This window comes from Luteococcus peritonei, from assembly GCF_039526385.1.
In the GTDB taxonomy this organism is placed as follows: domain Bacteria; phylum Actinomycetota; class Actinomycetes; order Propionibacteriales; family Propionibacteriaceae; genus Luteococcus; species Luteococcus peritonei.
This window is the reverse complement of the sequence record NZ_BAAAIX010000021.1, coordinates 25,343-46,503: the sequence shown is the minus strand read 5'-3', so window position 1 is coordinate 46,503 and position 21,161 is coordinate 25,343. Positions and strand designations below refer to the sequence as shown.

Below are 21,161 nucleotides of genomic sequence, written 5' to 3'. Positions count from 1 at the left end.
GGCGGCCGGTCCGCGCAGGCGACGAACTAGTCTGGGTGCTGCACATCCACTGCACCGAAGGGGAGACGTGAGCGCACCGGCACGTGGCCGCACCGAGAGCCCGGTGGAGTCCGCCCAGCCCCAGCTCGAGCTCGACATCTCCGGCATGACCTGCGCCGCCTGCGCCAACCGGATCGAGCGCAAGCTCAACAAGCTCGACGGCGTCACGGCCATGGTCAACCTGGCCACCGAGCGCGCGCTGGTGCAGGGCCTCGGCCCGCAGGACGCAGAACTGGCCATCGAGACCGTCGAGAAGGCCGGCTACGGCGCGGTGGTGCACGACGACGAGGACGACACCTGGACCCAGCGGGCCGCCGAGGAGCGCACCAGTTCCCTGCGGCGACGCCTGGCGGTCTCCTCCCTGCTGACCGTCCCGCTGGGCAGCCTGACCCTGCAGCTGGCGCTGGTGGAGAGCCTGCGCTTCCCCGGCTGGCAGCTGGTCTGCGTGCTGTTGGCACTGCCGATCGTCAGCTGGTGCGCCTGGCCCTTCCACCGCGCCACCCTGCGTGGCCTGCGCCACCGCTCGCTGAGCATGGACACCCTGATCTCGCTGGGTGCCACGGTCAGCTTCGCCTGGGCGCTGTGGACGCTGGTCTTTCCCGACCGCGACGCGGGCTACTGGCTGGGTTTTGGCCGGACCCCGGCGGGTGCGGACGCCATCTACCTGGACGTGGCGGCCGGCATGGTCACCTTCCAGCTGGCTGGGCGCTACTTCGAGTCACGGGCCCGACGAAGGGCCGGTGAGGTGCTGCACGCCCTGGGCAACCTGGCCGTGAAGCAGGTGCGTCGCGTGCTGCCCGACGGAAGCACCGAGACCATCGCGTCCGAGCAGCTGCGCGTCGGCGAGAGCTACCTGGTGCTGCCCGGCGAGCGCTTCGTCGCCGACGGGAAGATCACCGAGGGCAGCTCCAGCGTCGACACCTCCGCCATGACCGGCGAGTCCGTGCCCGCCGAGGTGGGCCCCGGCGAGACGGTCCTGGGCGGCACCACGAACCTCACCGGCCGGCTGGTGGTGCAGGCCGAGGCCGTCGGGGCCCGTACCCGGCTGGCCCAGATGGCCGCCATCGCCGACGAGGCGCAGCGGCGCAAGTCTCGCGTGCAGAAGCTGGCCGACCGGGTCACCCAGTACTTCGTCCCCACCGCCATCGTGCTGGCCCTGCTGGTGGGGCTCGGCTGGTGGCTGGCCACCGGCTCGCCCTCTCGCGCGCTGGCGGTGGGCGTGGCGGTGCTGATCATCGCCTGCCCCTGCGCGCTCGGCCTCGCCACCCCCACGGCCCTGATGGTGGGCGTGGGACGGGCCGGGCAGCTGGGCGTGCTGGTCAAGGGCCAGGACGCGCTGGAGACCTCCGGGCGGATCGACACCGTGGTGCTGGACAAGACCGGCACGCTCACCACCGGGCGGATGGCGGTGACCGACGTGATCACCGCCGAGGGCCTCGCCCCGCGCGACGTGCTGCTGCCCGCGGCGACCGTGGAGCGCTCCTCGGAGCACCCGATCGCCTCGGCGATCGTGCAGCTCGCGGCCGACCTGCCCACCGTCGCCGACCAGCCCGCACCCGTGGTCACCGACTTCCGCGCCCTGCCCGGCTGGGGCGCCCGCGCCCTGGTGGACGGCGAGGAGTGCGTCGTGGGCCGGATCGACGCCCTCAGCAGGGCGACGACCGGCTCCGACACCCCAGACGACGAGGCCTGGGCGGTGGCCGCGATCGAGGGCGCGGAGGACAGCGGAGCGGTCGCGGTGGCGGTGCGACGCAGCGGGCGCCTGGTGGGCGTCATCACACTCGCCGACCAGATCAAGCCCAGCGCGCGGGCCGCCGTCGAGCACTTCCACGCCATGGGACTGTCCACGGTGCTGCTCACCGGCGACTCCGAGCGCGTGGCACGGGCCGTGGCCGGGCAGCTGGGCATTGAGCAGGTGCGGGCCCGGGTGCTGCCCGACGAGAAGTCCGCGGCCGTGCAGCAGCTGCGCGACGAAGGCCGCACCGTGGCCATGGTGGGCGACGGGATCAACGACTCCGCCGCGCTGGCCACCGCCAACCTGGGCATCGCCCTGGGGCAGGGCACCGACATCGCCATGAAGAGCGCCGACATCATCGTGGTGCGCGACGATCTGCGCTGTGTGGTGGACGCCGTGGCGCTCTCGCGACGCACCATCCGCACCATCAAGATGAACCTGGTCTGGGCCTTCGGCTACAACATCGCCGCCATCCCGGTGGCGGCTGCCGGCCTGCTGAACCCGCTGATCGCAGCCGCAGCCATGGCGCTCAGCTCCGTGCTGGTGGTCTCCAACTCACTGCGACTGCGCACCTACGAGCCGGTCGGCTGAGCCGACGCCGCAGTCAGGCAGCGGGGTCCAGGCGCTCGGGCAGCAGGCTGTCCAGGGCGGTGGACAGCAGGCTGCACAGGCCCCAGGCGAGCACAGCACCCCAGGCCTGGTCGACGACCAGCGACCACCAGCCGAGCTGCAGCAGGTTCGACACGGCCGCACGGGTGCCCAGCAGGACCCAGCGGTGTCCACCCGCCAGGGCCGCCAGCGGGGCGGCCACCATGGTCCCCACGACGTCGGCGAAGGCCAGCGGGACCCAGCCCAGCACCCACAGCAGCCACATGGTGGGCGACAGCTCCACGAAGCTGAACCGGGACACCCAGGCCACCACCGCCAGCGAGATCCAGACAGGCAGCAGGACGGCGACCAGGACCCCGGCCAGCCACAGGACCGAGGTCGTCATCTCCACGGGCCCGGGCGTCTCGTCCTGATCCGGGGCCTGCTGGAGCTGTTGCATCCGTCCATGCTGACAGGGCGCAGGGTCCCGGTCGGCTGTCCAAACGGACAGGTCTGGGCATGCAGCAGGGCCCGGACCAGATGGTCCGGGCCCTGCTGAGAAACCTCAGCCCCGAGGGGCGAAGATCACTTGGCGGCAGCGGCGATGACGGCCACGGAGACGTGGGCGGTCACGGCGTCGTGCAGCTTGATGCCGACGGTGTGCGAACCGACGGTCTTGATCGGCTTGGCGATCTGCACGGTGCGCTTGTCGATGGCGGGGCCGCCGGCCTTCTTGATGGCCTGCGCGATGTCGGCAGCGGTGACCGCGCCGAACAGCTTGCCCTCGGCGCCGGCGCGAACCGGCAGCTCGACCGACAGCTCCTCGATCTGGCCGCGAACCTCGTTCGCGTGGTCCAGACCGCGGATCTCCTTCGCGTCACGAGCGCGCTTGATGCCCTCGATCTGCTTCTCGGTACCACGGGTCCAGCGGATCGCCTTGCCGTTGGGCAGCAGGAAGTTGCGGCCGTAGCCGTCCTTGACCTCGACGACGTCGCCGGCGATGCCGAGCTTCTCGACGGGTGCGGTGAGAATGAGCTTCATGTCAGACTCCTATCTCAGCGCGCGGTGGACGCGTAGGGCAGCAGGGCGAGCTCGCGAGCGTTCTTGATGGCGATCGCAACCTTGCGCTGGTCCTGGACCGAGAGGCCAGTGACGCGGCGGGCACGGATCTTTCCACGCTCGGAGATGAACTTCCGCAGGGTAGCGGCGTCCTTGTAGTCGACGTTGTCGATGCGAACCGACTTCATCGGAACGATCTTCTTCTTGTTCACAGGCTTGCGCTGTGGACCGGCCATTGTGGTGCTCCTTGTCTGCGGGTAATGGGCCCGCGAGCCCGGCGTGACGCCGGAATGTGCCTTCCCGAAGGGGAATGGTGAAAGTACTGGATGGGTCTCGGATCCGCCGGACCGTCAGGACTGACGGCCCGGACGCTGGATCAGAAGGGAGGCTCGTCGCTCTGGGCCTGCGCCCAGGGATCGACGCCGCCGCCACGGTTGTCCCCACCCTGGCCTTGGGGCGCGGAGTTCCAGCCGCCACCACCGCCGGCGTTGCCGCCGCCGTTGTAACCGCTGTTGCCGCCCCCGGCGTTGCCGCCGGAGTAGCCGCCGCCACCCTGGTTGCCACCCTGCCAGTTGCCGCCGCCGGAACCGCCACCCTGAGTACGGGTGACCTTCGCGGTGGCGTACCGCAGGGAGGGACCGACCTCGTCGACCTCGACCTCGAAGACGGTGCGCTTCTCACCCTCGCGGGTCTCGTAGCTGCGGCTCTTGAGGCGGCCCTGGACGATGACGCGCATTCCCTTGGTGAGGGACTCGGTCACGTTCTCGGCGGCCTGGCGCCACACCGAACAGTTGAGGAACATGGCCTCGCCGTCGCGCCACTCGTTGGACTGACGGTCGAACTGGCGCGGCGTCGACGCGACGGTGAAGTTCGCGACGGCTGCTCCCGAGGGAGTGAAGCGCAGTTCGGGGTCGGCCGTGAGGTTGCCGACGAGAGTGATGGGCGTTTCGCCTGCCATGGTGGTCTCCGTTGGATCGGACGTGTGGACTGACCCGCCTCAAGCTGCCAGTGGGTACTGACAGTTTTCCATGCGGGTGCGGTCCGTGGGATGCAGAAAGTGTTGTCCGGGTGTTGCCCCTGACCTCACCGAGCGAGGAGCTCAGTGGGCGTCAGGACGCATCACCTTGGTACGCATGATCTGCTCGTCGATGGTCATCAGACGATCCATCTCCTGCACGGCGGCCGGCTCTGCGGTCACGTTCAGGACGACGTAGATGCCTTCCGGCTTCTTGCGGATCTCGTAGGCGAGGCGACGCTTGCCCCACACGTCGACATTGTCGACGCTGCCACCTGCATCGGTGATGTTCTTCAGGTGCTTCTCCATCATGGGAGTGACCTGACGCTCGTCGACGTCGGGGTCGATGATGACCACGATCTCGTACTTGCGCATGTTTTACCCACCTCCTCTGGTCTCAACGGCCATGGGTCGTTCCCATGGCAGGAGGGCGAATGCCTGGCCGCCCACCATCGGAGGCAGACAGCCAAGCACCAACTCTACCGGTTCAGGCTCCGGCCACCCAATCCTCACCAACGGTGTCCAGGTCGCGGCTGCGGGCCAGGTCCGCGTACCACTTCGCGGAGTCCTTGGGGGTGCGCTCCAGCGTCTCGTAGTCCACCCGGACCATCCCGAAGCGCTTCTGGTAGCCCCAGGACCACTCGAAGTTGTCCAGCAGCGACCACAGGAAGTAGCCGGTGACCTGCGCCCCCTCCTCGACGGCCTGCGCCACCGCGGTGAGGTGCTGTCGCAGGTAGGCCACCCGGTCCGGGTCGTGCACCTGGCCGTCGGACGAGACCTCGTCGGAGAAGGCGGCACCGTTCTCGGTGACCATCAGCTCCTGGCCCGGGTACCGCCGGGAGACCTGCACCAGCAGGCGACGCAGGGCGTCTGGCTCCTGGTTCCAGCCCATCGCGGTGAGCGGGCCCTCGGGCGGCAGGAAGACCACGTCATCGCAGGCCACCCAAGGGCTGACACCGGTCTCGCCGTGTCCGCCGGAGGTGGAGGCCTCCCCCTCCTGGCGGGCCTTCACGGTGGAGGTGGAGTAGTAGTTGACGCCCAGGATGTCGGGCACCTGGTGGCACAGCTCCAGGTCACCCTCCTGGACGAAGCCCCAGTCGGTGACCTCGCGGGTGATCTCCACCAGTTCGGGGCTCAGCACACCTTCCATCACGGGCATCAGGAAGGCCTCGTTGCCCACGACGTCGATCTTGCGGGCTGCCGCGATGTCCTCGGCGGAGTCGGTGAGCGGATGGGTGACATGCAGGTTCAGCGTGAGGCAGACCGGCACCTCGTCGCCCAGCTCCTCGCGCAGCGCCCGCGCCGCCAGGCCGTGGGCCAGGTTCAGGTGGTGCACCGCCTGCAGCGCGGCCAGTGGCTCGGTACGGCCCGGCGCGTGGACCCCCGAGGCATAGCCGAGGTAGCTGGAGCACCAGGGCTCGTTCAGCGTGCTCCAGACGTCCACCAGATCGCCCAGCTCGCGGGCCATCAGCCGGGCGTAGTCGGCGAAGGCGTAGGCGGTCTCGCGCACGGTCCAGCCGCCACGGTCCTCCAGCACCTGCGGCAGGTCCCAGTGGTAGAGCGTCACGACGGGGCTGATCCCGGCCTGCTTCAGGCTGCGGCACAGCTCGCGGTAGTAGGCGATGCCCTCCGGGTTCGGCTCGCCGAGGCCCTGTGGCAGCACCCGGCTCCAGGAGATGGAGAAGCGGTAGGCACCCAGCCCTAGGCCCTTGATGATCTCCAGGTCCTCAGGCCAGCGGTGGTACTGGTCGCAGGCCACGTCGCCGGTGTCACCGTTCTTGATCTTGCCGGGCGTGCGGCACTGGGTGTCCCAGATGGACGGGGTGCGCCCACCCTCGTCGTGTGCGCCTTCCACCTGGTAGCTGGCGGTGGCGGTGCCGAAGACGAAATCGTCTGCGAACTTCACTTCTGTTCTCCCTCTGCTCGCACCAGGACCGCATAGCCGTAGGGGTCCAGGTGCACGGTCCGGCCGGCGGGCTCGCCGTCCAGGGTTGTCAACGGCTCCTCGCAGGAGACGGCCACCTCCACCGGCTCGGCGTGCTGGCTCACCAGGAACCAGAGCTCGCGCCCGTCGGAGTGCACCAGCGCGTCCACCAGCACCCGCGGGTCGTCCACCTGCACCGGTGCGGTGGCACTGGCCACCTCGGCCAGCGCCCGGTAGAGCTTCCAGCTGTCCTCCGGGTTGGCGCCGCGGCGACGGGCCGCGAAGTGCTCCAGCGGGTAGGTGCACAGCACCACCCGCCCGGCACCGTGCTGCTTGACCACGATGGCGGGATTGCCGTGCTGGTCGGTGGCCACCACGCGACCGTCGGTGACGACCACGGGCAGGAAGGCGCGGCTGTTCTCGTTGCCGGCCGCGCGCACCACCAGCTGCTCCCCGGCACGGATGCTGCCCAGGTCCTCGCTGAAGGTGATGGTCACCTCGTCGTCCTCGACGCGGTTGTTGATTCCGTAGACCAGGTCATTGCGCACCCCGAAGAGCTGCTCGGTGCAGGTCCACCAGGGGCCGCGCTGGAAGTCCGACTCCCCCGCGCAGTAGGAGACGTAGACCGTCGCGCCGCCCTCGGCCAGGTCCACCAGCTGCGCCCAGGTGGGGCCGGTGAGCTCCTTCAGGCTGGGCAGCAGGTAGAGCCGGGCGTCGTCCGGGATGCCGCCGTCGGTGCGCTCACGCACCACCGCCACCGGAAGGCCGGCCTGCTTGGCGCTGACATAGCCCTGGTGGGCATTGGCCACGATCATCCGGGGCTGCACATCGTCGAGGAAGGAGTAGGAGGAGTCCACATAGGAGCTGACCACCAGGGCCGCATCGGCCTCGCGTCGCGACAGGTTGGGCAGGTCGATGGCATCCACCAGGCCGCGGAAGGCCTGCAGCTCCAACAGGGCGCTCTTCGGCTTGCCGGTGCTGTCGGTGATGCCGAAGTGCAGCTCGAAGGGGTGGTGGGAGTAGGGGCGCTGGGCGATGATCTCGTCGTAGTCGGTGTTGTTCCAGGCGATCCAGCCCACCGAGCCGGCCAGCAGGCTGTTGACCAGCAGCTGGCGGTAGTAGTGGCGGGCGTTCTCGGTGGAGACGAAGTCAGTGCTCAGCCCGAACTCCTCCATCACCACGGGCTTGCCACCCACGGTGGCCAGTTCGCAGACGAAGGCGGCGTTGAGGTGCTGGCGCACCACGTCGGTCTCCATCCGGTAGACGTGAGGGCCGACGAAGTCGGTGAGCGCAGCCAGGTCACGCACGCTGAACCCGGAGTCGTGACCCGTCACCTCCTGTCCCCAGGCGCCGTCGCCGATCGAGACCGGTTGGGTGCCGCCACCGGCACGTACGGCGGCCACCATGATCCGACACCAGGCCTCGATCACTCCGCGGTCGCCCTCGCCGCCGTAGATCGGGATCTCGTTGGAGATCAGCCAGCCGGAGACGGCCGGGTGGTCGTGGAAACGACGGGTCAGCTCGGTGACGTAGAAGACCTCGCGGCCCACCATCCAGACATCGGCGTAGATGTCGCGCCCGTGCCGCCAGGCCGGGTCCCAGTTCTCGCCGGACATGTGGCCCACGATGAAGGTGGGGATGGTGGTCATGCCGTGCTCCGCATGGGCGTCCAGGAAGTCGGCGTAGTGGGCGCACAGCTGCTCGTCGATGACATCCGGCTCCGGCTGGAAGTCAGGCCAGTAGAAGAAGGAGCGGGTCATGTTCAGCCCGTGCTCCGCCAGCACCGCCAGCTCTTGGCGCACCAACTCGGGGTCGTAGTTGCGCCACATCAGCGGCCCGCCCGAGCGGGACCAGAAGTTGGCCCCGTACCAGAACAGGTTCTCGCCGTCGGGGGTGGTGGTCTTGGGCATGGGTCGTAGCACGATCGGCTCCTGGGCAGATGGTGTGGTGCGGGACGGGATGTGGATGCGACGAGGGGTGGGCCACCCGGCCGCCGGCAGCGTGGTCCCGGCGGCCGGGCGACTACTTGACGGCGCCCGCGGTCAGGCCGGCGACGAAGTTGCGCTGCAGCAGCATGAAGACGCAGACCACCGGGAGGCTGACGGCCAGCGAGGCCGCCATCACCTGGTTCCAGTAGACATTGGTCTGCGAGGCGTACTGCCGCAGGCCGACGGCCAGGGTGCGGTTGGCGTCGGTGGTCATCACCGAGGCGAAGAGCACCTCGGACCAGGCGGTCATGAAGGCATAGATGGCCACCGCGATGACGCCCGGGCGGGCCGCAGGGAGCACCACCTTGTACAGCGTCTGCAGCGGCGTGCAGCCGTCGACCCAGCTGGCCTCGTCGAGCTCACGCGGGATGCCGTCGAAGTAGCCGGCCAGCATCCAGATGCTGAAGGGCAGCGAGAAGGTCAGGTAGGTGATCACCAGGCCGAGCCGGGTGCCCACCAGGGTGACGCCGGTGGCATTGGCGATGTTCACGAAGATGATGTAGAGCGGCAGCAGGAAGAGCACGCCCGGGAACATCTGCGTGGACAGCACGGTGGTGGTGAAGACGGTGCGGCCACGGAAGCGCCAGCGGGAGACCGCGTAGGAGGCGAAGATCGCGACCACCACGCTGAACAGGGTGGCCAGCGAGGCGACGATGATCGAGTTCACGAAGTAGTCCGCCAGTGGCACCGTCTTCCACATGTCGAAGAAGGGCTGGGCCGTGATGGTGCTGGGGATCCAGGTGAAGTTGCCCTGCACGTCGCCCAGCGGCTTCATGGCCGAGGTGACCATGACGTAGAGCGGGATGCAGATGAACAGGGTCAGGAAGGTGATGATGCCGACGCGGAAGATCCGCTCGCCCGTCGTCTCACGCATTTTCCCTCCTCTTGTTGGTGAAGACCAGGTAGACCGCCGTCACCAGCAGCAGGAAGAGCAGCAGCATGACGCTCATCGCCGCGCCCAGGCCGAAGTCCCAGCTGAGGAAGGAGGCGTTGTAGATGTGGAAGCTGATCAGGTCGCCGGCCGGCGGCTGGGCCTGGCCGAAGAGCACGAACGGCGTGTTGAAGTCGTTGAAGACCCACAGGAACATCACGAGCACCAGCACCACATTGACGCTGGAGAGCATCGGCAGGGTGATGCGCCGGAACTGGCGCCAGGGCGAGGCGCCGTCGATCGAGGCGGCCTCGTAGACGTCGGAGGGGATGGACTGCAGGCCGGCCATCAGCATCAGGAAGGCGAACGGCCACATCTTCCAGATGGCGACGATGCACAGCGAGAGGAAGGCCCGGTTGCCGATCAACCAGAAGGGGCGGTCGCTGAACAGGTGCAGCTGGTCCACCAGGAAGTGGTTCACGGCGCCCGTGTCGCGCTGCAGCATGAAGTTCCAGGTGATGATGCCGGCATACATCGGCAGGGCGTAGGGGATCAGGAAGATGGTGCGCCACAGCCCGCGACCGCGGAAGGGACGTTGCAGCACCACGGCGGCCGCCATGCCCAGCGACCAGGAGATGGTCACCACGATGGCGGTGTAGGCGCAGGTCAACAGGAAGGAGTTGAGCAGTCCCTTGCCGACGGCGGTGCTCACGTCGATGGAGAGCGAGAAGTTCTCGAGCCCGACGAAGGGGGCCTGGGTCCACCGGCGGATGTAGAACTTCGTGAGCTTCACGAAGCTCATCCAGATGCCGGTGAGCAGGGGGATGATGTGGATGAACAGCTCCAGCAGGACGGCCGGGGCGACGATGGCATAGGGGAACCACCACCACTTCTGGCGTTCCCGCTTGCGGGGCTTGTCCGACGCCTCGAGGGGCGCCGCGTGGATGGTCATGTGGGCTGCTCCTGGCCGTGGGGAGGGGCTGGTGGGAGGCGGGGCGGGGCCGTTCGGCCCCGCCCCGTCGTCGTCAGCGGATCGCGTCCTGCGCGGTCTGCATGGCGGCCTTGATCTCGTCGCGGGTGACGGTGCCACCGGTGGCGATCTTGGCGAACATGTTGTTCATCGCCTTGCCCACATTGGTCTCGAACTGGTCCTCGGAGGGGACCAGCGGCAGCGGCTTGCTACGGGTGTTGTAGATCTCCGGGAAGATCTTGAGCATCTCCGGATCGGTGCTGAAGGTGGCCTTGCCGTCCTTGAGCACGGGCAGCGAGTTGAAGGGCGTGCCCAGCTTCTCCTGCACCTCAGGGCTGGTCATGTACTTCATGAAGGCCAGCGAGGCGTCCTTGTTCTTGGTGTTCTTCATGATCGACAGGTTGATACCGGCGACGTGGCTGGCGGTCTTGTCAGGGGCCGAGGCGGGGGCCGGGAAGGGGACGACGCCCACATTGCTGATGTCCATGCCGTTGGACAGGATCGTGGCCACCGCATTGTTCTGGTTCAGGATCATGGCGGCCTTGCCCTTGGCGAAGTCGGTGACCGACTTGGTGCCGTTGTCGTACTGGGCGTTGGAGGTGTTGACGACCTTGTCCTTCTGCATCAGGTCCAGGTAACGCAGGATGCCGTCCACCACGCCGTCGCCGGTGAAGGTGGGCTTGCCGTCCTTGTCGAAGAGTTCCGCACCGTTCTGGCAGGCATTGATGAAGGCGAAGTGGTTGTTCTCGGTGTAGGAACCGGCGGCAAGGCTCATGCCGTAGACGTTGCCCTTGGTGAGCTTCTGGGCGCAGCTGACCAGCTCCTCCCAGGTGGTCGGAGGCTTGAGGCCGGCATCAGCGAACATCTTCTTGTTGTAGAACAGGCCGTAGGCCAGGCCGTAGAGCGGCACCGAGGTGGGTGCGGTGCCCTCGGCGCCACCGGTCTGCAGGGCGGTCTCGACGAACTTGTCCTTGCCGCCGATGGCCTCCATCTCGGCGTCGCCGAGCTCCAGGAAGCCGTCGGTGGCCTGCAGCGAGACGGCCCAGGTGTTGCCGATGTTGACCACGTCGGGGCCCTGGCCGGAGGTGACGGCAGTCTGGATGCGGGTCTGCAGGTCTCCCCAGCCGATGACCTCGAGGTTGACCTTGTTGCCGGTCTGCTTGGTGAACTCCGCGAGGATCGGGGTCAGCACCTCCTTGTCGTTGTCCAGGCTGGTTCCCTGGTTGGAGGCCCAGTAGGTGAGGGTGGCGCCGCCTGCGGCGCTGCCCGAGGCCGACGAGCCCGAGGTGGAATCCGAGTCCTTGCCACCACAGGCGGCCAGGGCGGGCCCGAGGGCGAGTGCGGCGAGGGTGCCCTTGAGGACGGTACGACGAGAGAAGTTGTTCATCTTTGAACCTCCAGCGAAGGAATGGAAACCGTTCGAAGGCGAGCGACGTCCCTGTCGCCGAATCGATTCGGTCTCCCCATGCTGCAATTTGCCGAATCGATTCGGCAGATCTTTCGACCTCTCGTTACCAAACCGTGACCAAAGGATCGTCGGCGCGAGAAGTGGTCGGCCGCAGGGCTCAGGAGGCGGGTGACGTGGTGGTACCGCGCACCACGAGGCGTGGCTTGGGCCCGAACTGGTGCTCCTGCACCTCACGCCCCTCCAACCGGTCCACGATCATCATGGCCGCTCCGGTGCCGATCCGCAGGGGATCGCGATCCAGCGCCGTCATGGCTGGGGTGAGGAGCTGGCCCGGCAGCGAGTCGTCCCAGCTCGCCACCGCGACGTCGTCGGGGACCCGCAGGCCCAGCTGGTGCGCGGCGCGCATGATGCCAAAGGCAGTCAGGTCGCTGGAACCCACCAGCGCCGTGGGCCGTTCTGGCCCGTCGAGGAGATCGAGGGCCCGGTCGTGGGCACCGTTGATCGTGTAGTCCGCCTCCACACTGGTCAGATGCAGCCCCAGGAGGTTGGCCTGCTGGCGCATGGCCTCGCTGCGCATCCGCTCGTGGTGCAGCGCTGCCGGCCCCGTCACGTGCCCGACGTGGCGGTGCCCCAGGCCCTGCAGGTGCTCCATGACCAGCCGGGCCTCGGCCGTGGTGTCCGAGGAGAGCTGGAGGGTGCCGGGATGGCGCTCGGACTCCCCCACCAGCACCAGGGGCACTGCGAGCTGGTGCAGCAGCGTGATCCGTTCGTCGTCGGCGCGCACGTCGAAGACGATGATGCCGTCCACCACCTGCTCCTCGTGCCACTTGCGGTAGATCGACAGGTCATCAGCGCTGGAGCCGACCATCCGCAGCATGAGCGAGTAGTCCTCCTGCTGCAGGACCCGCTCGATGCCTGCGATGACGTAGTAGTAGAAGGGCTCGTTGGCCAGCTGCTCCGGGTCGCGTGCCAGGACCAGCCCGATGGTGCGCCGCTGCTGGGTGCGCAGGGCCCGTGCCCCGGCGTGGGGACGCCAGCCCAGCTCGTCCGCCAGGGCCTTGACCCGGGCGCGGGTGGGCTCGCTCACCCCGGGCATGTCGTTCAGCGCGGCGGAGACCGAGGACTGCGACAGGTCGAGGGCCCGGGCAAGATCACCGATCGTCACCCTCCTGCCCGGCCTTCTGGACAGGATGGCCTCGGCTTCGCCCTGGCGACTCATGGCGCACATCACATCACACCGTCTCAGCCCCCATCACGGCGACTAGCCTGACGACCATGGAGCCACGACTGCCCGACGAGGGCCCCCTGACCGGGCCGAACCTGGAGCTGCGACGGCTCACCGAGCAGGACCTGCCGGAGCTGGCCGAGATCGTGACGGATCCCGAGGTCTACGCCCACGGCTACGTGATGCACCACCGCCCGACCGACCCCGGCGAGGCGCTGGAGCTGGTGCGTCGGCAGTGGCTCTCCGACCCCACCGATCGCGACGGCCGGGGCGCCGGGCGGATGTCCTATGCGATCAGGCTGCGCGCCGACGGCCCCCTCGGAAGGGCGGGCGAACTGGTTGGCACCAGTTCCCTGGGCGAGGTCCATCTCCCGCGCGAGCAGGCCCACCTGGGCTGGACCCTCTACGCCCCACGCTTCTGGGGCAGCGGCACCAATGCCGAGGCCAAGTGGCTGCTGCTGCGCCACTGCTTCGAGCAGTGTGGCCTGGGGCGGGTGAAGATCCAGACCGACATCCTCAACACCCGCAGCCAGGCGGCGATCGCCAGACTCGGCGCCACCCGCGAGGGAGTGCTGCGTCGCGAGCAGCCGCGCGAGGACGGGAGCTGGCGCGACACCGTCGTCTTCAGCATCCTGGCCGACGAGTGGCCGCAGGTCTCACAGGGGCTGCGAGCCCGGTTCGGGGGCTGAGCCGGATTGTGGGGATGATGTGCGTCGACTACGCACCCAAATCATCCCCACAATCCACGAGCGACGGTCCGAAGGCCTCAGAAGCGCTTGCGCGGCGGCCCGGGGATCAGGATCTGGCCGGACTCGCGCCAGGCGATGAGACCGCCGTGCACGAACTCCGCCTTCATGCCCTGCTCGCGCACCAGCTTCACGGCATGGCCGGAGCGCAAGCCGGTGTCGCAGATCAGCACGATGGTCTTGTCGGGCTCGGCGAACGGATCTCCGGGATAGACCGCGTCCATCACGTTCTCACCGAGCAACTTCACGTCCACCAGACGGGCTCCCGGGGCATGACCGGCCTCGTACTCCCCCTGCGTGCGCACGTCGCACAGCACCCCGCCCTCGGCCAGCAGCTGCAGCGCCTCGTCGACACTGAGGCCGCCCTCGGGGGTCATCTTGTTCATGAGTCGGTCACGCAATCCCATGGCACCCATGACACCACACCACGCGAGGCCGTCGCGGCGCCTGCCGGGGCAGCCGGGACGGAGCCGTCCCGGCGCTGGCCGGACCCTCTCGACGGACGCACCTGAGATCCCTTGCAGGCAAGGTCTGCACCAGACATCCACCTGGGTCTACCCACTGTCGGTGGCGAGGACTAGCGTTGCGCGCGCACGGGGGCGACGAGGCACCCGTGACCGGGATCCCCCACTCCCGGAGGATGTTCAAGGAGAACACCGTGGTTCACACCCTCCTGCGTCGCACGAGTGCCGTCCTGGCCTCCGCGCTGGCGCTCAGCTTCGGCGTCGGCACCCAGCTGCCCCGCGCCCAGGCCGCAGAACGCACCGCCACCCTGGTCGGCAGCCTGCAGGACGAGCTGGGCTGCTCGGCCGACTGGCAGCCCACCTGTACCCAGACCGAGCTGGTCCGCGAGCCGGGCAGCACCGTCCACTCGCGCACCTTCACCGTCCCGGCGGGCAGCTACGAGTACAAGGTGGCCATCGACAAGGCCTGGGAGGAGTCCTACGGCGACGGCGACGCCAATGCGAAGCTGGTGCTGCAGGGCCCCGCCGAGGTGCGCGTCAGCTATGACGACAGCAGCCACCAGATCGGCATCACCCCCACGAAGCTCAAGGGAGCGGTGGACGCGGCCGACAAGCAGCTCGCCACCGACTCACTGCGCGAGGCCGTCACCAAGGAGCGCTTCTACTTCCTGATGGCCGACCGCTTCGCCAACGGTGACCGCTCCAACGACTCGGGAGGCCTGACCGGCGACCGGCTGGCCACCGGCTACGACCCCACCGACAAGGGCTTCTACCACGGTGGTGACCTCAAGGGCGTGATGGACAAGCTGGACTACATCAAGGGTCTGGGCACCACCGCCATCTGGCTCACCCCCTCCTTCAAGAACCGTCCCGTGCAGGGCACCGGGGCCGACGTCAGCGCCGGCTACCACGGCTACTGGATCACCGACTTCACCCAGATCGACCCGCACCTGGGCACCAACGAGGACATGAAGCAGCTCGTCGCCCAGGCGCACGCCAAGGGGATGAAGGTCTACTTCGACATCATCACCAACCACACCGCCGACGTGATCAGTTTCAAGGAGGGCACCTACGGCTACATCCCCAAGGCCACCAAGCCCTACAAGGACGCCAGCGGCAAGGTCTTCGACGACGCAGACTTCGCCGGCCAGGCGGACTTCCCCACGCTCGACGCCGCCACCAGCTTCCCCTACACCCCGGTGATCGCCCCCAAGGACGCCCAGGTGAAGGTGCCGGCCTGGCTCAACGACCCGACGATGTACCACAACCGCGGTGACTCCACCTATGCCGGCGAGTCCGCCACCTATGGCGACTTCTCCGGCCTGGACGACCTGTTCACGGAGCGCCCCGAGGTGGTCAAGGGGATGACCGACATCTACTCCACCTGGGCCGGCTTCGGCATCGACGGCTTCCGCATCGACACCGTCAAGCACGTCGACACGCCCTTCTGGTCCACCTTCAGCCCGGCCGTCACCCAAGCGGCGAAGGCGGCCGGCACCAAGGACTTCTTCATGTTCGGCGAGGTCTACGACTCCGACCCGAAGGTGATGAGCACCTACACCACCGCCGGCAAGCTCCCGGCCACCCTCGACTTCGGCTTCCAGGCAGCCGCCGTCAACGCGGTCCAGGGCAAGGCCACCACCGCGCTGCGCGACTTCTTCGCGGGCGACGACTGGTACACCGATCCCGACTCGAACGCCTACCAACTGCCCACCTTCCTGGGCAACCACGACATGGGCCGGGTGGGCATGCTGCTCTCCAAGGCCGGTTACAGCGGCGACGAGCTGCTGGCCCGCACCCGGCTGGCCAACTCGCTGATGTTCCTGGTGCGCGGCAATCCCGTGACCTACTACGGCGACGAGCAGGGCTTCATCGGCGCCGGCGGCGACAAGGACGCCCGCCAGGACATGTTCGCCAGCCAGGTGGCGCAGTACCAGGCCGAGAGCCTGGTGGGCGGCGGCACGATGGGCAGCAAGGAGCACTTCTCCACCAGCACGCCGCTCTACACCCAGCTTGCCCAGCTCTCGAAGCTGCGTCAGGCCAACCCGGCACTGGCCGACGGCGCCCAGGTGCACCGCTACGCCTCGTCGGGAGCCGGCATCTACGCCTTCAGCCGGATCGACCGCGCCACCGGCACCGAGTACGTGGTGGCCGTGAACAATGCCGCCAAGGCGTCGAGTGCGAGCTTCCAGACCTACAGCCCGAACACCCGCTTCGCCCCGCTGCACGGCGCCAGCAGCGCCGTCAGCTCCGGCAAGGACAGCCGGCTGTCGGTCACCGTCCCCGCGCTCTCGGTGAGCGTGTGGAAGGCCGGTAGCCCGATGAAGAAGCGTGCTGCCGCTCCCGCCATCACCTTCAAGGCGCCCGGAGCCGGGGCCGTGGTGGGCGGTGGCCGCACCGAGATCTCCGCCCAGGTGCCGGAGAACACCTTCGCCCAGGTGAGCTTCGCCTGGCGTCCGGTGGGCACCGAGGAGTGGAAGCCGCTGGGCACCGACGACAACGCGCCCTACCGCGTCTTCGCGGACACCTCGCAGCTGGCCAAGGGCACGCTGGTGGAGTACCGGGCGGTGGTCAAGGATGTCTCCGGCAACGTGAACGCCACCAGCACCTATGCCATCGCGGGCACGCCGAAGCCGGCCGCGCCCTCGGGCGACGGCAACGTGGGGCCGGTGACCCAGCCCGATGCGGTCTCCGTGCCGGGCAGCCACAACACCGAGATGGGCTGCGCCGAGGACTGGGCCCCGGCCTGCGACAAGGCCCAGCTGAGCCTCGACGCCAAGGACCAGGTCTGGAAGGGCACCTACCAGATCCCCGCCGGTGAGCAGGCCTACAAGGCGGCCATCGACAAGTCCTGGGACGAGAACTACGGCGCCGGCGGAGCCCCCGGCGGCGCCAACATCACCTACACCAGCCCCGGCCAGGTGACCTTCTACTACGACCACGCCCGGCACTACGTCACCAGCGACGCGGAGGGCCCGATCATCACGGCACCGGGCTCCTTCCAGGCCAAGCTGGGCTGCAGCGCCGACTGGTCGCCGGACTGCATGAAGCCCTGGCTCACCGATCCCGACGGCGACGGCGTCTTCACCTGGAGCTCCTCGGCCATCCCGGCCGGCAGCTACGACTTCAAGATCGCCGAGGGCCTGGGCTGGACCACCAACTACGGCGACGGTGGCGTGCCGGACGGCAACAACATCTCGCTGTCGGTGCCCGCTGACGGCGTGGTGGTCACCATCAGCTACGACCGCGCCACGCACAAGACCACGGTGAGCACCGCCACGGCCGGCTCCAAGCCGGACCTGAAGACGGCCAAGGCCATCTGGGTGGACCGCGAGACCATTGCCTGGCCTGCGGCCCAGGTGCCGAAGGGCGTCGACCCGTCCTCGTTGACCTGGCGCCTGCACTGGTCGCCCTCGGGCAGTCTGGTGGTGGACGCCGAGAGCCTGGTGGCCGACGACGCGCAGCAGGCCGACCTGGTCCACGACCCGGCCGGGCTGGATGCCGCGACGCTGAAGGCGCACCCGGAGCTCAAGGGCTACCTGGCCCTGCACCTGGACAAGAAGACCGCTCGGCAGGTGCCCACCATCCTGACCGGCCAGGTGGCCGTCGCCCTCTACGACGACCTCGGCGCGGTCATGGACGCCACCGGGATCCAGATCCCGCTGGTGCTCGACGCGCTCTACGCGGGGGCGGCCCAGGGCAAGAAGCTGGGCGCCACCTTCTCCAGCGCTGGCGTGACCTTCCGCCTGTGGGCCCCCACGGCCCAGCAGGTCACCCTGCTCTCCTGGCCGGCGGGCTCGCCGGACAGCGATGCCTCGAAGGCCACCCGCACCACGATGCGCAAGGATGCCTCGGGCACCTGGACCGCCGTGACCGGCAGGAACTTCGAGGACCGTCGCTACCTCTACGAGGTGAAGGTCTTCGCGCCCACCGAGCAGAAGGTGGTGACCAACCGGGTGACCGATCCCTACTCGGTGGCCCTCACCCTGAACTCGACGCGCTCGGTGGCCGTCGACCTCACCGACGCCCGCTGGGCCCCGAAACAGTGGACCTCCACCGCCTCGCCCCGGTTGGAGAAGGCCGTCGACTCCACCATCTACGAGCTGCACGTGCGTGACTTCTCGATCGGCGACAAGACCGTGCCCGCCGCAGACCGCGGCTCCTACAAGGCCTTCGCCGACAACGGCGATGGCGCCAAGCACCTGAGCCGGCTGGCCAAGGCCGGCCTGAACACGGTGCACCTGCTGCCCACCTTCGACATCGCCACGATCGAGGAGGACGAGGCGAAGCAGAAGACGCCGCCGTGCGACCTGGCCTCCTTCGCGCCGGACTCCAAGGAGCAGCAGGCCTGCATCGCGAAGATCGCCGATGCTGACGGCTACAACTGGGGCTACGACCCGCTGCACTACATGGCACCGGAGGGCTCCTACGCCTCCAGCGCCACGGCGGCCGACGGCGGCAACCGCGTCGCGGAGTTCCGCACCATGGTGGGCGCGCTGCACGCCAGCGGCCTGCGCGTCGTGCTGGACCAGGTCTACAACCACACCGCGGCCTCGGGTCAGGCCGACAAGTCGGTGCTCGACAAGGTGGTGCCCGGCTACTACCAGCGCCTGGACGCCAAGGGTGCGGTGTACACCTCCACCTGCTGCCAGAACGTCGCCACCGAGCACGCGATGGCCGGCAAGCTGATGGTGGACTCCACGGTGCTGTGGGCCCGCGCCTACAAGGTGGACGGCTTCCGCTACGACCTGATGGGCCACCACTCGGTGGAGAACATGAAGGCCGTCCGGGCCGCTCTGGACCAGCTCACGCTGGCCAGGGATGGCGTGGACGGCAAGCGGATCTACCTCTACGGCGAGGGCTGGAACTTCGGTGAGGTGGCGGACAACGCCCTGTTCACCCAGGCCAGCCAGGGTCAGCTGGGTGGGACCGGGATCGGCACCTTCTCCGACCGGATGCGCGATGCCGTGCGCGGCGGCGGACCCTTCGACGAGGATCCCCGCAAGCAGGGCTTCGGCTCCGGCGAGGCCACCAGCCCCAATGGCGCCCCGATCAACGCCGAGGCGGCCAAGAGCCTGGACCACGACATCGACCTGGTGCAGCTGGGCCTGGCCGGCAACCTGAAGGACTTCGCCTTCCGGTCCGTCTCCGGCAAGGCGGTCACGGGTGCCCAGGTGGACTACAACGGAGCGCCGGCGGGCTATGCCAGCCAGCCCGACGAGGTGGTCAGCTATGTGGACGCGCACGACAACGAGACCCTGTGGGACTCGCTGACCATGAAGCTTCCCACCACCACGTCGATGGACGACCGGATCCGGATGAACACGCTGAGCCTGGGCACCACCGCCCTGGCCCAGACGCCGTCCTTCTGGCATGCCGGCGCCGACCTGCTGCGCAGCAAGAGCCTGGACCGCAACTCCTACAACTCCGGCGACTGGTTCAACACCCTGAGCTGGACCGGTGAGGACAACGGCTTCGGCAAGGGCCTGCCGCCGGCTGCGGACAACGAGTCCAAGTACTCCTTCATGCAGCCGCTGCTGGCCGATCCCTCGCTCAAGCCCACCGCGGCCCAGGTGCAGGCGGCCACCGGCCAGGCGCAGGAACTGCTGCAGCTGCGCTCCTCCACGCGCCTGTTCCGGCTGGGCTCGGCCGAGCTGATCAAGCAGAAGGTCAGCTACCCGGTCTCCGGCACCACGGACATGCGCCAGGGCGTCATCGTCCAGCGCATCGACGACACCGTCGGCGCGGACGTGGATCCGAAGCTCAAGGGGGTCGTGGTGGTCTACAACTCCAGCCCGTGGGCCCAGACCCAGCCGGTGCCCGCGCTCAAGGGCAAGTCCTTCGAGCTCTCGCCGGTGCAGGCCAAGGGCGTCGACCCGGTGGTGAAGACCGCCAGCCACGACGCCGCGACCGGCTCCTTCACGGTGCCCCCGCGCACCATCGCGGTCTTCGTGCAGAAGTAGCCGACGGCGATCAGGGACGACGAGGGGGTGCCCGGTGGGCGCCCCCTCGTCGCGTCCCCGGTCAGGTTCGGTCCAGGACCAGCGGGATGACCACGAAGAGCAGGATCACCGGCTCAGCCGACGGTGCTCTCGCGCACCACGAGCTGCCAGGGGACCTGCACCCGGCGGGCCGCGCCACCCTCGTCGGGATCCTCGATCCGGGAGAGCAGGACGCGCACGGCCTCGCGGGTCAGGGTGGCGATGTCGGGGCGCACGGTGGTGAGCGGAGGCTCGGTGAAGCTGGCCTCGGCGATGTCGTCGAAGCCGGCCACCGCCACGTCCTGGGGCACGCGCACCCCGGCGGCTCGGCAGGCCGAGAGGGCACCGATCGCCATCAGGTCGTTGAAGCAGAAGACCGCGTCCGGTGGCTCGGGCAGCGCCAGCAGCCGCTCCATGGCCTGGCGCCCCTCGGCCCGGGCATAGGCGGTCACGCCCACCACGAGCTCCTCGTCCACCGGAACCCCCGCCTGCTGCATCGCCTCCCGGAAACCCTGTAGGCGCACGGAGGCGGTCCCGTCGAAGGCCTCGTAGCCGATCACCGCGATCCTGCGACGCCCCAGCTGCAGCAGGTGGGAGACGACGGCCCGTGAGGCCTCCACCGAGTCGATCGCCACGTGGTCGTAGCCTTCGGGAACCGCTCGTTCACCGAGCAGCACCATCGGGGTGCTGTCGCGCCGGTCGGCGAAGTCAGCTGCCTTGACCCCCAGCGGGGAGAAGACCACGCCGTCGACCATGTGGCTCTGCATGCCGGACATGACGAGCCGTTCCTGGTCCACCTGCCCGCCGGTGACGTCCATCAGCGCGATGAAACCGTGCTCGGCCGCGGCCTGGGTGAACTGCTGGGCCAGCTCCGCGAAGTAGGGCGAGTCGATCTGCGGGATGGCCAGGGTCAGGAAACCGCTGCGTCCGTACTTGAGCTGCCGGGCCGACAGGTTGGGCCGGTAGCCGAGCTCCGTGATGGCCTCCTGCACCCGTGCCCGGGTGGTCTCCTTCACGTGCGGTGCGTCGTTGACCACATTGGAGACCGTGCGCACGGAGACGCCGGCGCGTTGCGCCACATCCCTCAGCCGGACTGCCATGGGCTCAGACTACGCGTCCCGGTCCTGTCCAGCAGTTCCCACGGGTGA

Annotated in this window: 16 protein-coding genes; 3 read left to right on the top strand and 13 right to left on the bottom strand. The window is 68.6% G+C overall.

Going from position 1 to position 21,161, the window contains the following annotated elements:
• The first annotated feature begins 67 nt into the window (after positions 1–67).
• Complete coding sequence (locus ABD073_RS09240) at positions 68–2,365, top strand: heavy metal translocating P-type ATPase (RefSeq protein ID WP_343873912.1); 2,298 nt, start codon at positions 68–70, stop codon at positions 2,363–2,365.
• 13 nt (positions 2,366–2,378) lie between these two features.
• Here ABD073_RS09240 and ABD073_RS09235 read toward each other — a convergent pair whose 3' ends face one another.
• The 11 genes from ABD073_RS09235 to ABD073_RS09185 all read right to left on the bottom strand — a co-directional run bounded on the left by ABD073_RS09235 (position 2,379) and on the right by ABD073_RS09185 (position 12,816).
• A complete protein-coding gene (locus ABD073_RS09235; protein ID WP_343873910.1) occupies positions 2,379–2,822 on the bottom strand; it encodes a hypothetical protein in 444 nt (147 codons plus the stop codon).
• Between the two features lie 125 nt (positions 2,823–2,947).
• Positions 2,948–3,403 carry a 50S ribosomal protein L9 gene (rplI, locus tag ABD073_RS09230; protein WP_343873908.1) on the bottom strand — a complete coding sequence of 152 codons (456 nt, stop codon included), beginning with the start codon at positions 3,401–3,403 and terminating at the stop codon, positions 2,948–2,950.
• A gap of 14 nt (positions 3,404–3,417) precedes the next feature.
• Entirely contained in the window at positions 3,418–3,657 is a 240-nt protein-coding gene (rpsR, locus tag ABD073_RS09225) for a 30S ribosomal protein S18 (protein WP_094765601.1), read from the bottom strand.
• A gap of 140 nt (positions 3,658–3,797) precedes the next feature.
• The gene (locus ABD073_RS09220) at positions 3,798–4,379 is read right to left on the bottom strand and encodes a single-stranded DNA-binding protein (RefSeq protein WP_343873904.1); all 582 of its coding nucleotides are present in this window, start codon (positions 4,377–4,379) and stop codon (positions 3,798–3,800) included.
• A 141-nt stretch (positions 4,380–4,520) separates the two neighbouring features.
• Positions 4,521–4,811, bottom strand: coding sequence for a 30S ribosomal protein S6 (gene rpsF / locus ABD073_RS09215; RefSeq protein ID WP_343873903.1), 291 nt, complete (start codon positions 4,809–4,811; stop codon positions 4,521–4,523).
• Between the two features lie 112 nt (positions 4,812–4,923).
• Positions 4,924–6,342 (bottom strand): GH1 family beta-glucosidase, encoded by a 1,419-nt coding sequence (locus ABD073_RS09210; RefSeq protein ID WP_343873902.1) that lies wholly within the window; start codon positions 6,340–6,342, stop codon positions 4,924–4,926.
• Positions 6,339–8,282 (bottom strand): glycoside hydrolase 5 family protein, encoded by a 1,944-nt coding sequence (locus ABD073_RS09205; protein WP_343873900.1) that lies wholly within the window; start codon positions 8,280–8,282, stop codon positions 6,339–6,341. The genes ABD073_RS09210 and ABD073_RS09205 overlap by 4 nt, the downstream gene beginning before the upstream one ends.
• 100 nt (positions 8,283–8,382) lie before the next feature.
• On the bottom strand, positions 8,383–9,222 hold the full coding sequence (locus ABD073_RS09200) for a carbohydrate ABC transporter permease (RefSeq protein WP_343873898.1): 840 nt from the start codon (positions 9,220–9,222) through the stop codon (positions 8,383–8,385).
• Positions 9,215–10,171: a carbohydrate ABC transporter permease gene (locus ABD073_RS09195; RefSeq protein ID WP_343873897.1), complete on the bottom strand. Its 957-nt coding sequence runs from the start codon at positions 10,169–10,171 to the stop codon at positions 9,215–9,217. Before ABD073_RS09195 ends, ABD073_RS09200 begins: the two co-directional genes overlap by 8 nt.
• A 73-nt stretch (positions 10,172–10,244) precedes the next feature.
• A complete protein-coding gene (locus ABD073_RS09190) occupies positions 10,245–11,576 on the bottom strand; it encodes an ABC transporter substrate-binding protein (protein ID WP_343873895.1) in 1,332 nt (443 codons plus the stop codon).
• A gap of 178 nt (positions 11,577–11,754) precedes the next feature.
• On the bottom strand, positions 11,755–12,816 hold the full coding sequence (locus ABD073_RS09185) for a LacI family DNA-binding transcriptional regulator (protein ID WP_343873892.1): 1,062 nt from the start codon (positions 12,814–12,816) through the stop codon (positions 11,755–11,757).
• A 56-nt stretch (positions 12,817–12,872) separates the two neighbouring features.
• Here ABD073_RS09185 and ABD073_RS09180 point away from each other — a divergent pair, with 56 nt between their 5' ends.
• Positions 12,873–13,511 carry a GNAT family N-acetyltransferase gene (locus ABD073_RS09180; protein ID WP_343873890.1) on the top strand — a complete coding sequence of 213 codons (639 nt, stop codon included), beginning with the start codon at positions 12,873–12,875 and terminating at the stop codon, positions 13,509–13,511.
• A gap of 77 nt (positions 13,512–13,588) precedes the next feature.
• Here the strand turns inward: ABD073_RS09180 and ABD073_RS09175 are convergent, their stop codons facing one another.
• Complete coding sequence (locus ABD073_RS09175) at positions 13,589–13,975, bottom strand: rhodanese-like domain-containing protein (RefSeq protein ID WP_343873888.1); 387 nt, start codon at positions 13,973–13,975, stop codon at positions 13,589–13,591.
• 251 nt (positions 13,976–14,226) lie between these two features.
• Here ABD073_RS09175 and pulA point away from each other — a divergent pair, with 251 nt between their 5' ends.
• On the top strand, positions 14,227–19,995 hold the full coding sequence (gene pulA / locus ABD073_RS09170; protein WP_343873885.1) for a pullulanase-type alpha-1,6-glucosidase: 5,769 nt from the start codon (positions 14,227–14,229) through the stop codon (positions 19,993–19,995).
• 113 nt (positions 19,996–20,108) lie between these two features.
• Here the strand turns inward: pulA and ABD073_RS09165 are convergent, their stop codons facing one another.
• Positions 20,109–21,113: a LacI family DNA-binding transcriptional regulator gene (locus tag ABD073_RS09165; protein ID WP_343873883.1), complete on the bottom strand. Its 1,005-nt coding sequence runs from the start codon at positions 21,111–21,113 to the stop codon at positions 20,109–20,111.
• Positions 21,114–21,161: the final 48 nt, after the last annotated feature.

Coding starts and splice junctions, on each gene's coding strand:
- ABD073_RS09235 (WP_343873910.1), bottom strand. CDS start 2,822: ATGCAACAGCTCCAGCAGGCCCCGGATCAGGACGAGACGCCCGGGCCC.
- rplI (WP_343873908.1), bottom strand. CDS start 3,403: ATGAAGCTCATTCTCACCGCACCCGTCGAGAAGCTCGGCATCGCCGGC.
- rpsR (WP_094765601.1), bottom strand. CDS start 3,657: ATGGCCGGTCCACAGCGCAAGCCTGTGAACAAGAAGAAGATCGTTCCG.
- ABD073_RS09220 (WP_343873904.1), bottom strand. CDS start 4,379: ATGGCAGGCGAAACGCCCATCACTCTCGTCGGCAACCTCACGGCCGAC.
- rpsF (WP_343873903.1), bottom strand. CDS start 4,811: ATGCGCAAGTACGAGATCGTGGTCATCATCGACCCCGACGTCGACGAG.
- ABD073_RS09200 (WP_343873898.1), bottom strand. CDS start 9,222: ATGCGTGAGACGACGGGCGAGCGGATCTTCCGCGTCGGCATCATCACC.
- ABD073_RS09195 (WP_343873897.1), bottom strand. CDS start 10,171: ATGACCATCCACGCGGCGCCCCTCGAGGCGTCGGACAAGCCCCGCAAG.
- ABD073_RS09190 (WP_343873895.1), bottom strand. CDS start 11,576: ATGAACAACTTCTCTCGTCGTACCGTCCTCAAGGGCACCCTCGCCGCA.
- ABD073_RS09185 (WP_343873892.1), bottom strand. CDS start 12,816: ATGAGTCGCCAGGGCGAAGCCGAGGCCATCCTGTCCAGAAGGCCGGGC.
- ABD073_RS09180 (WP_343873890.1), top strand. CDS start 12,873: ATGGAGCCACGACTGCCCGACGAGGGCCCCCTGACCGGGCCGAACCTG.
- ABD073_RS09175 (WP_343873888.1), bottom strand. CDS start 13,975: ATGGGATTGCGTGACCGACTCATGAACAAGATGACCCCCGAGGGCGGC.
- ABD073_RS09165 (WP_343873883.1), bottom strand. CDS start 21,113: ATGGCAGTCCGGCTGAGGGATGTGGCGCAACGCGCCGGCGTCTCCGTG.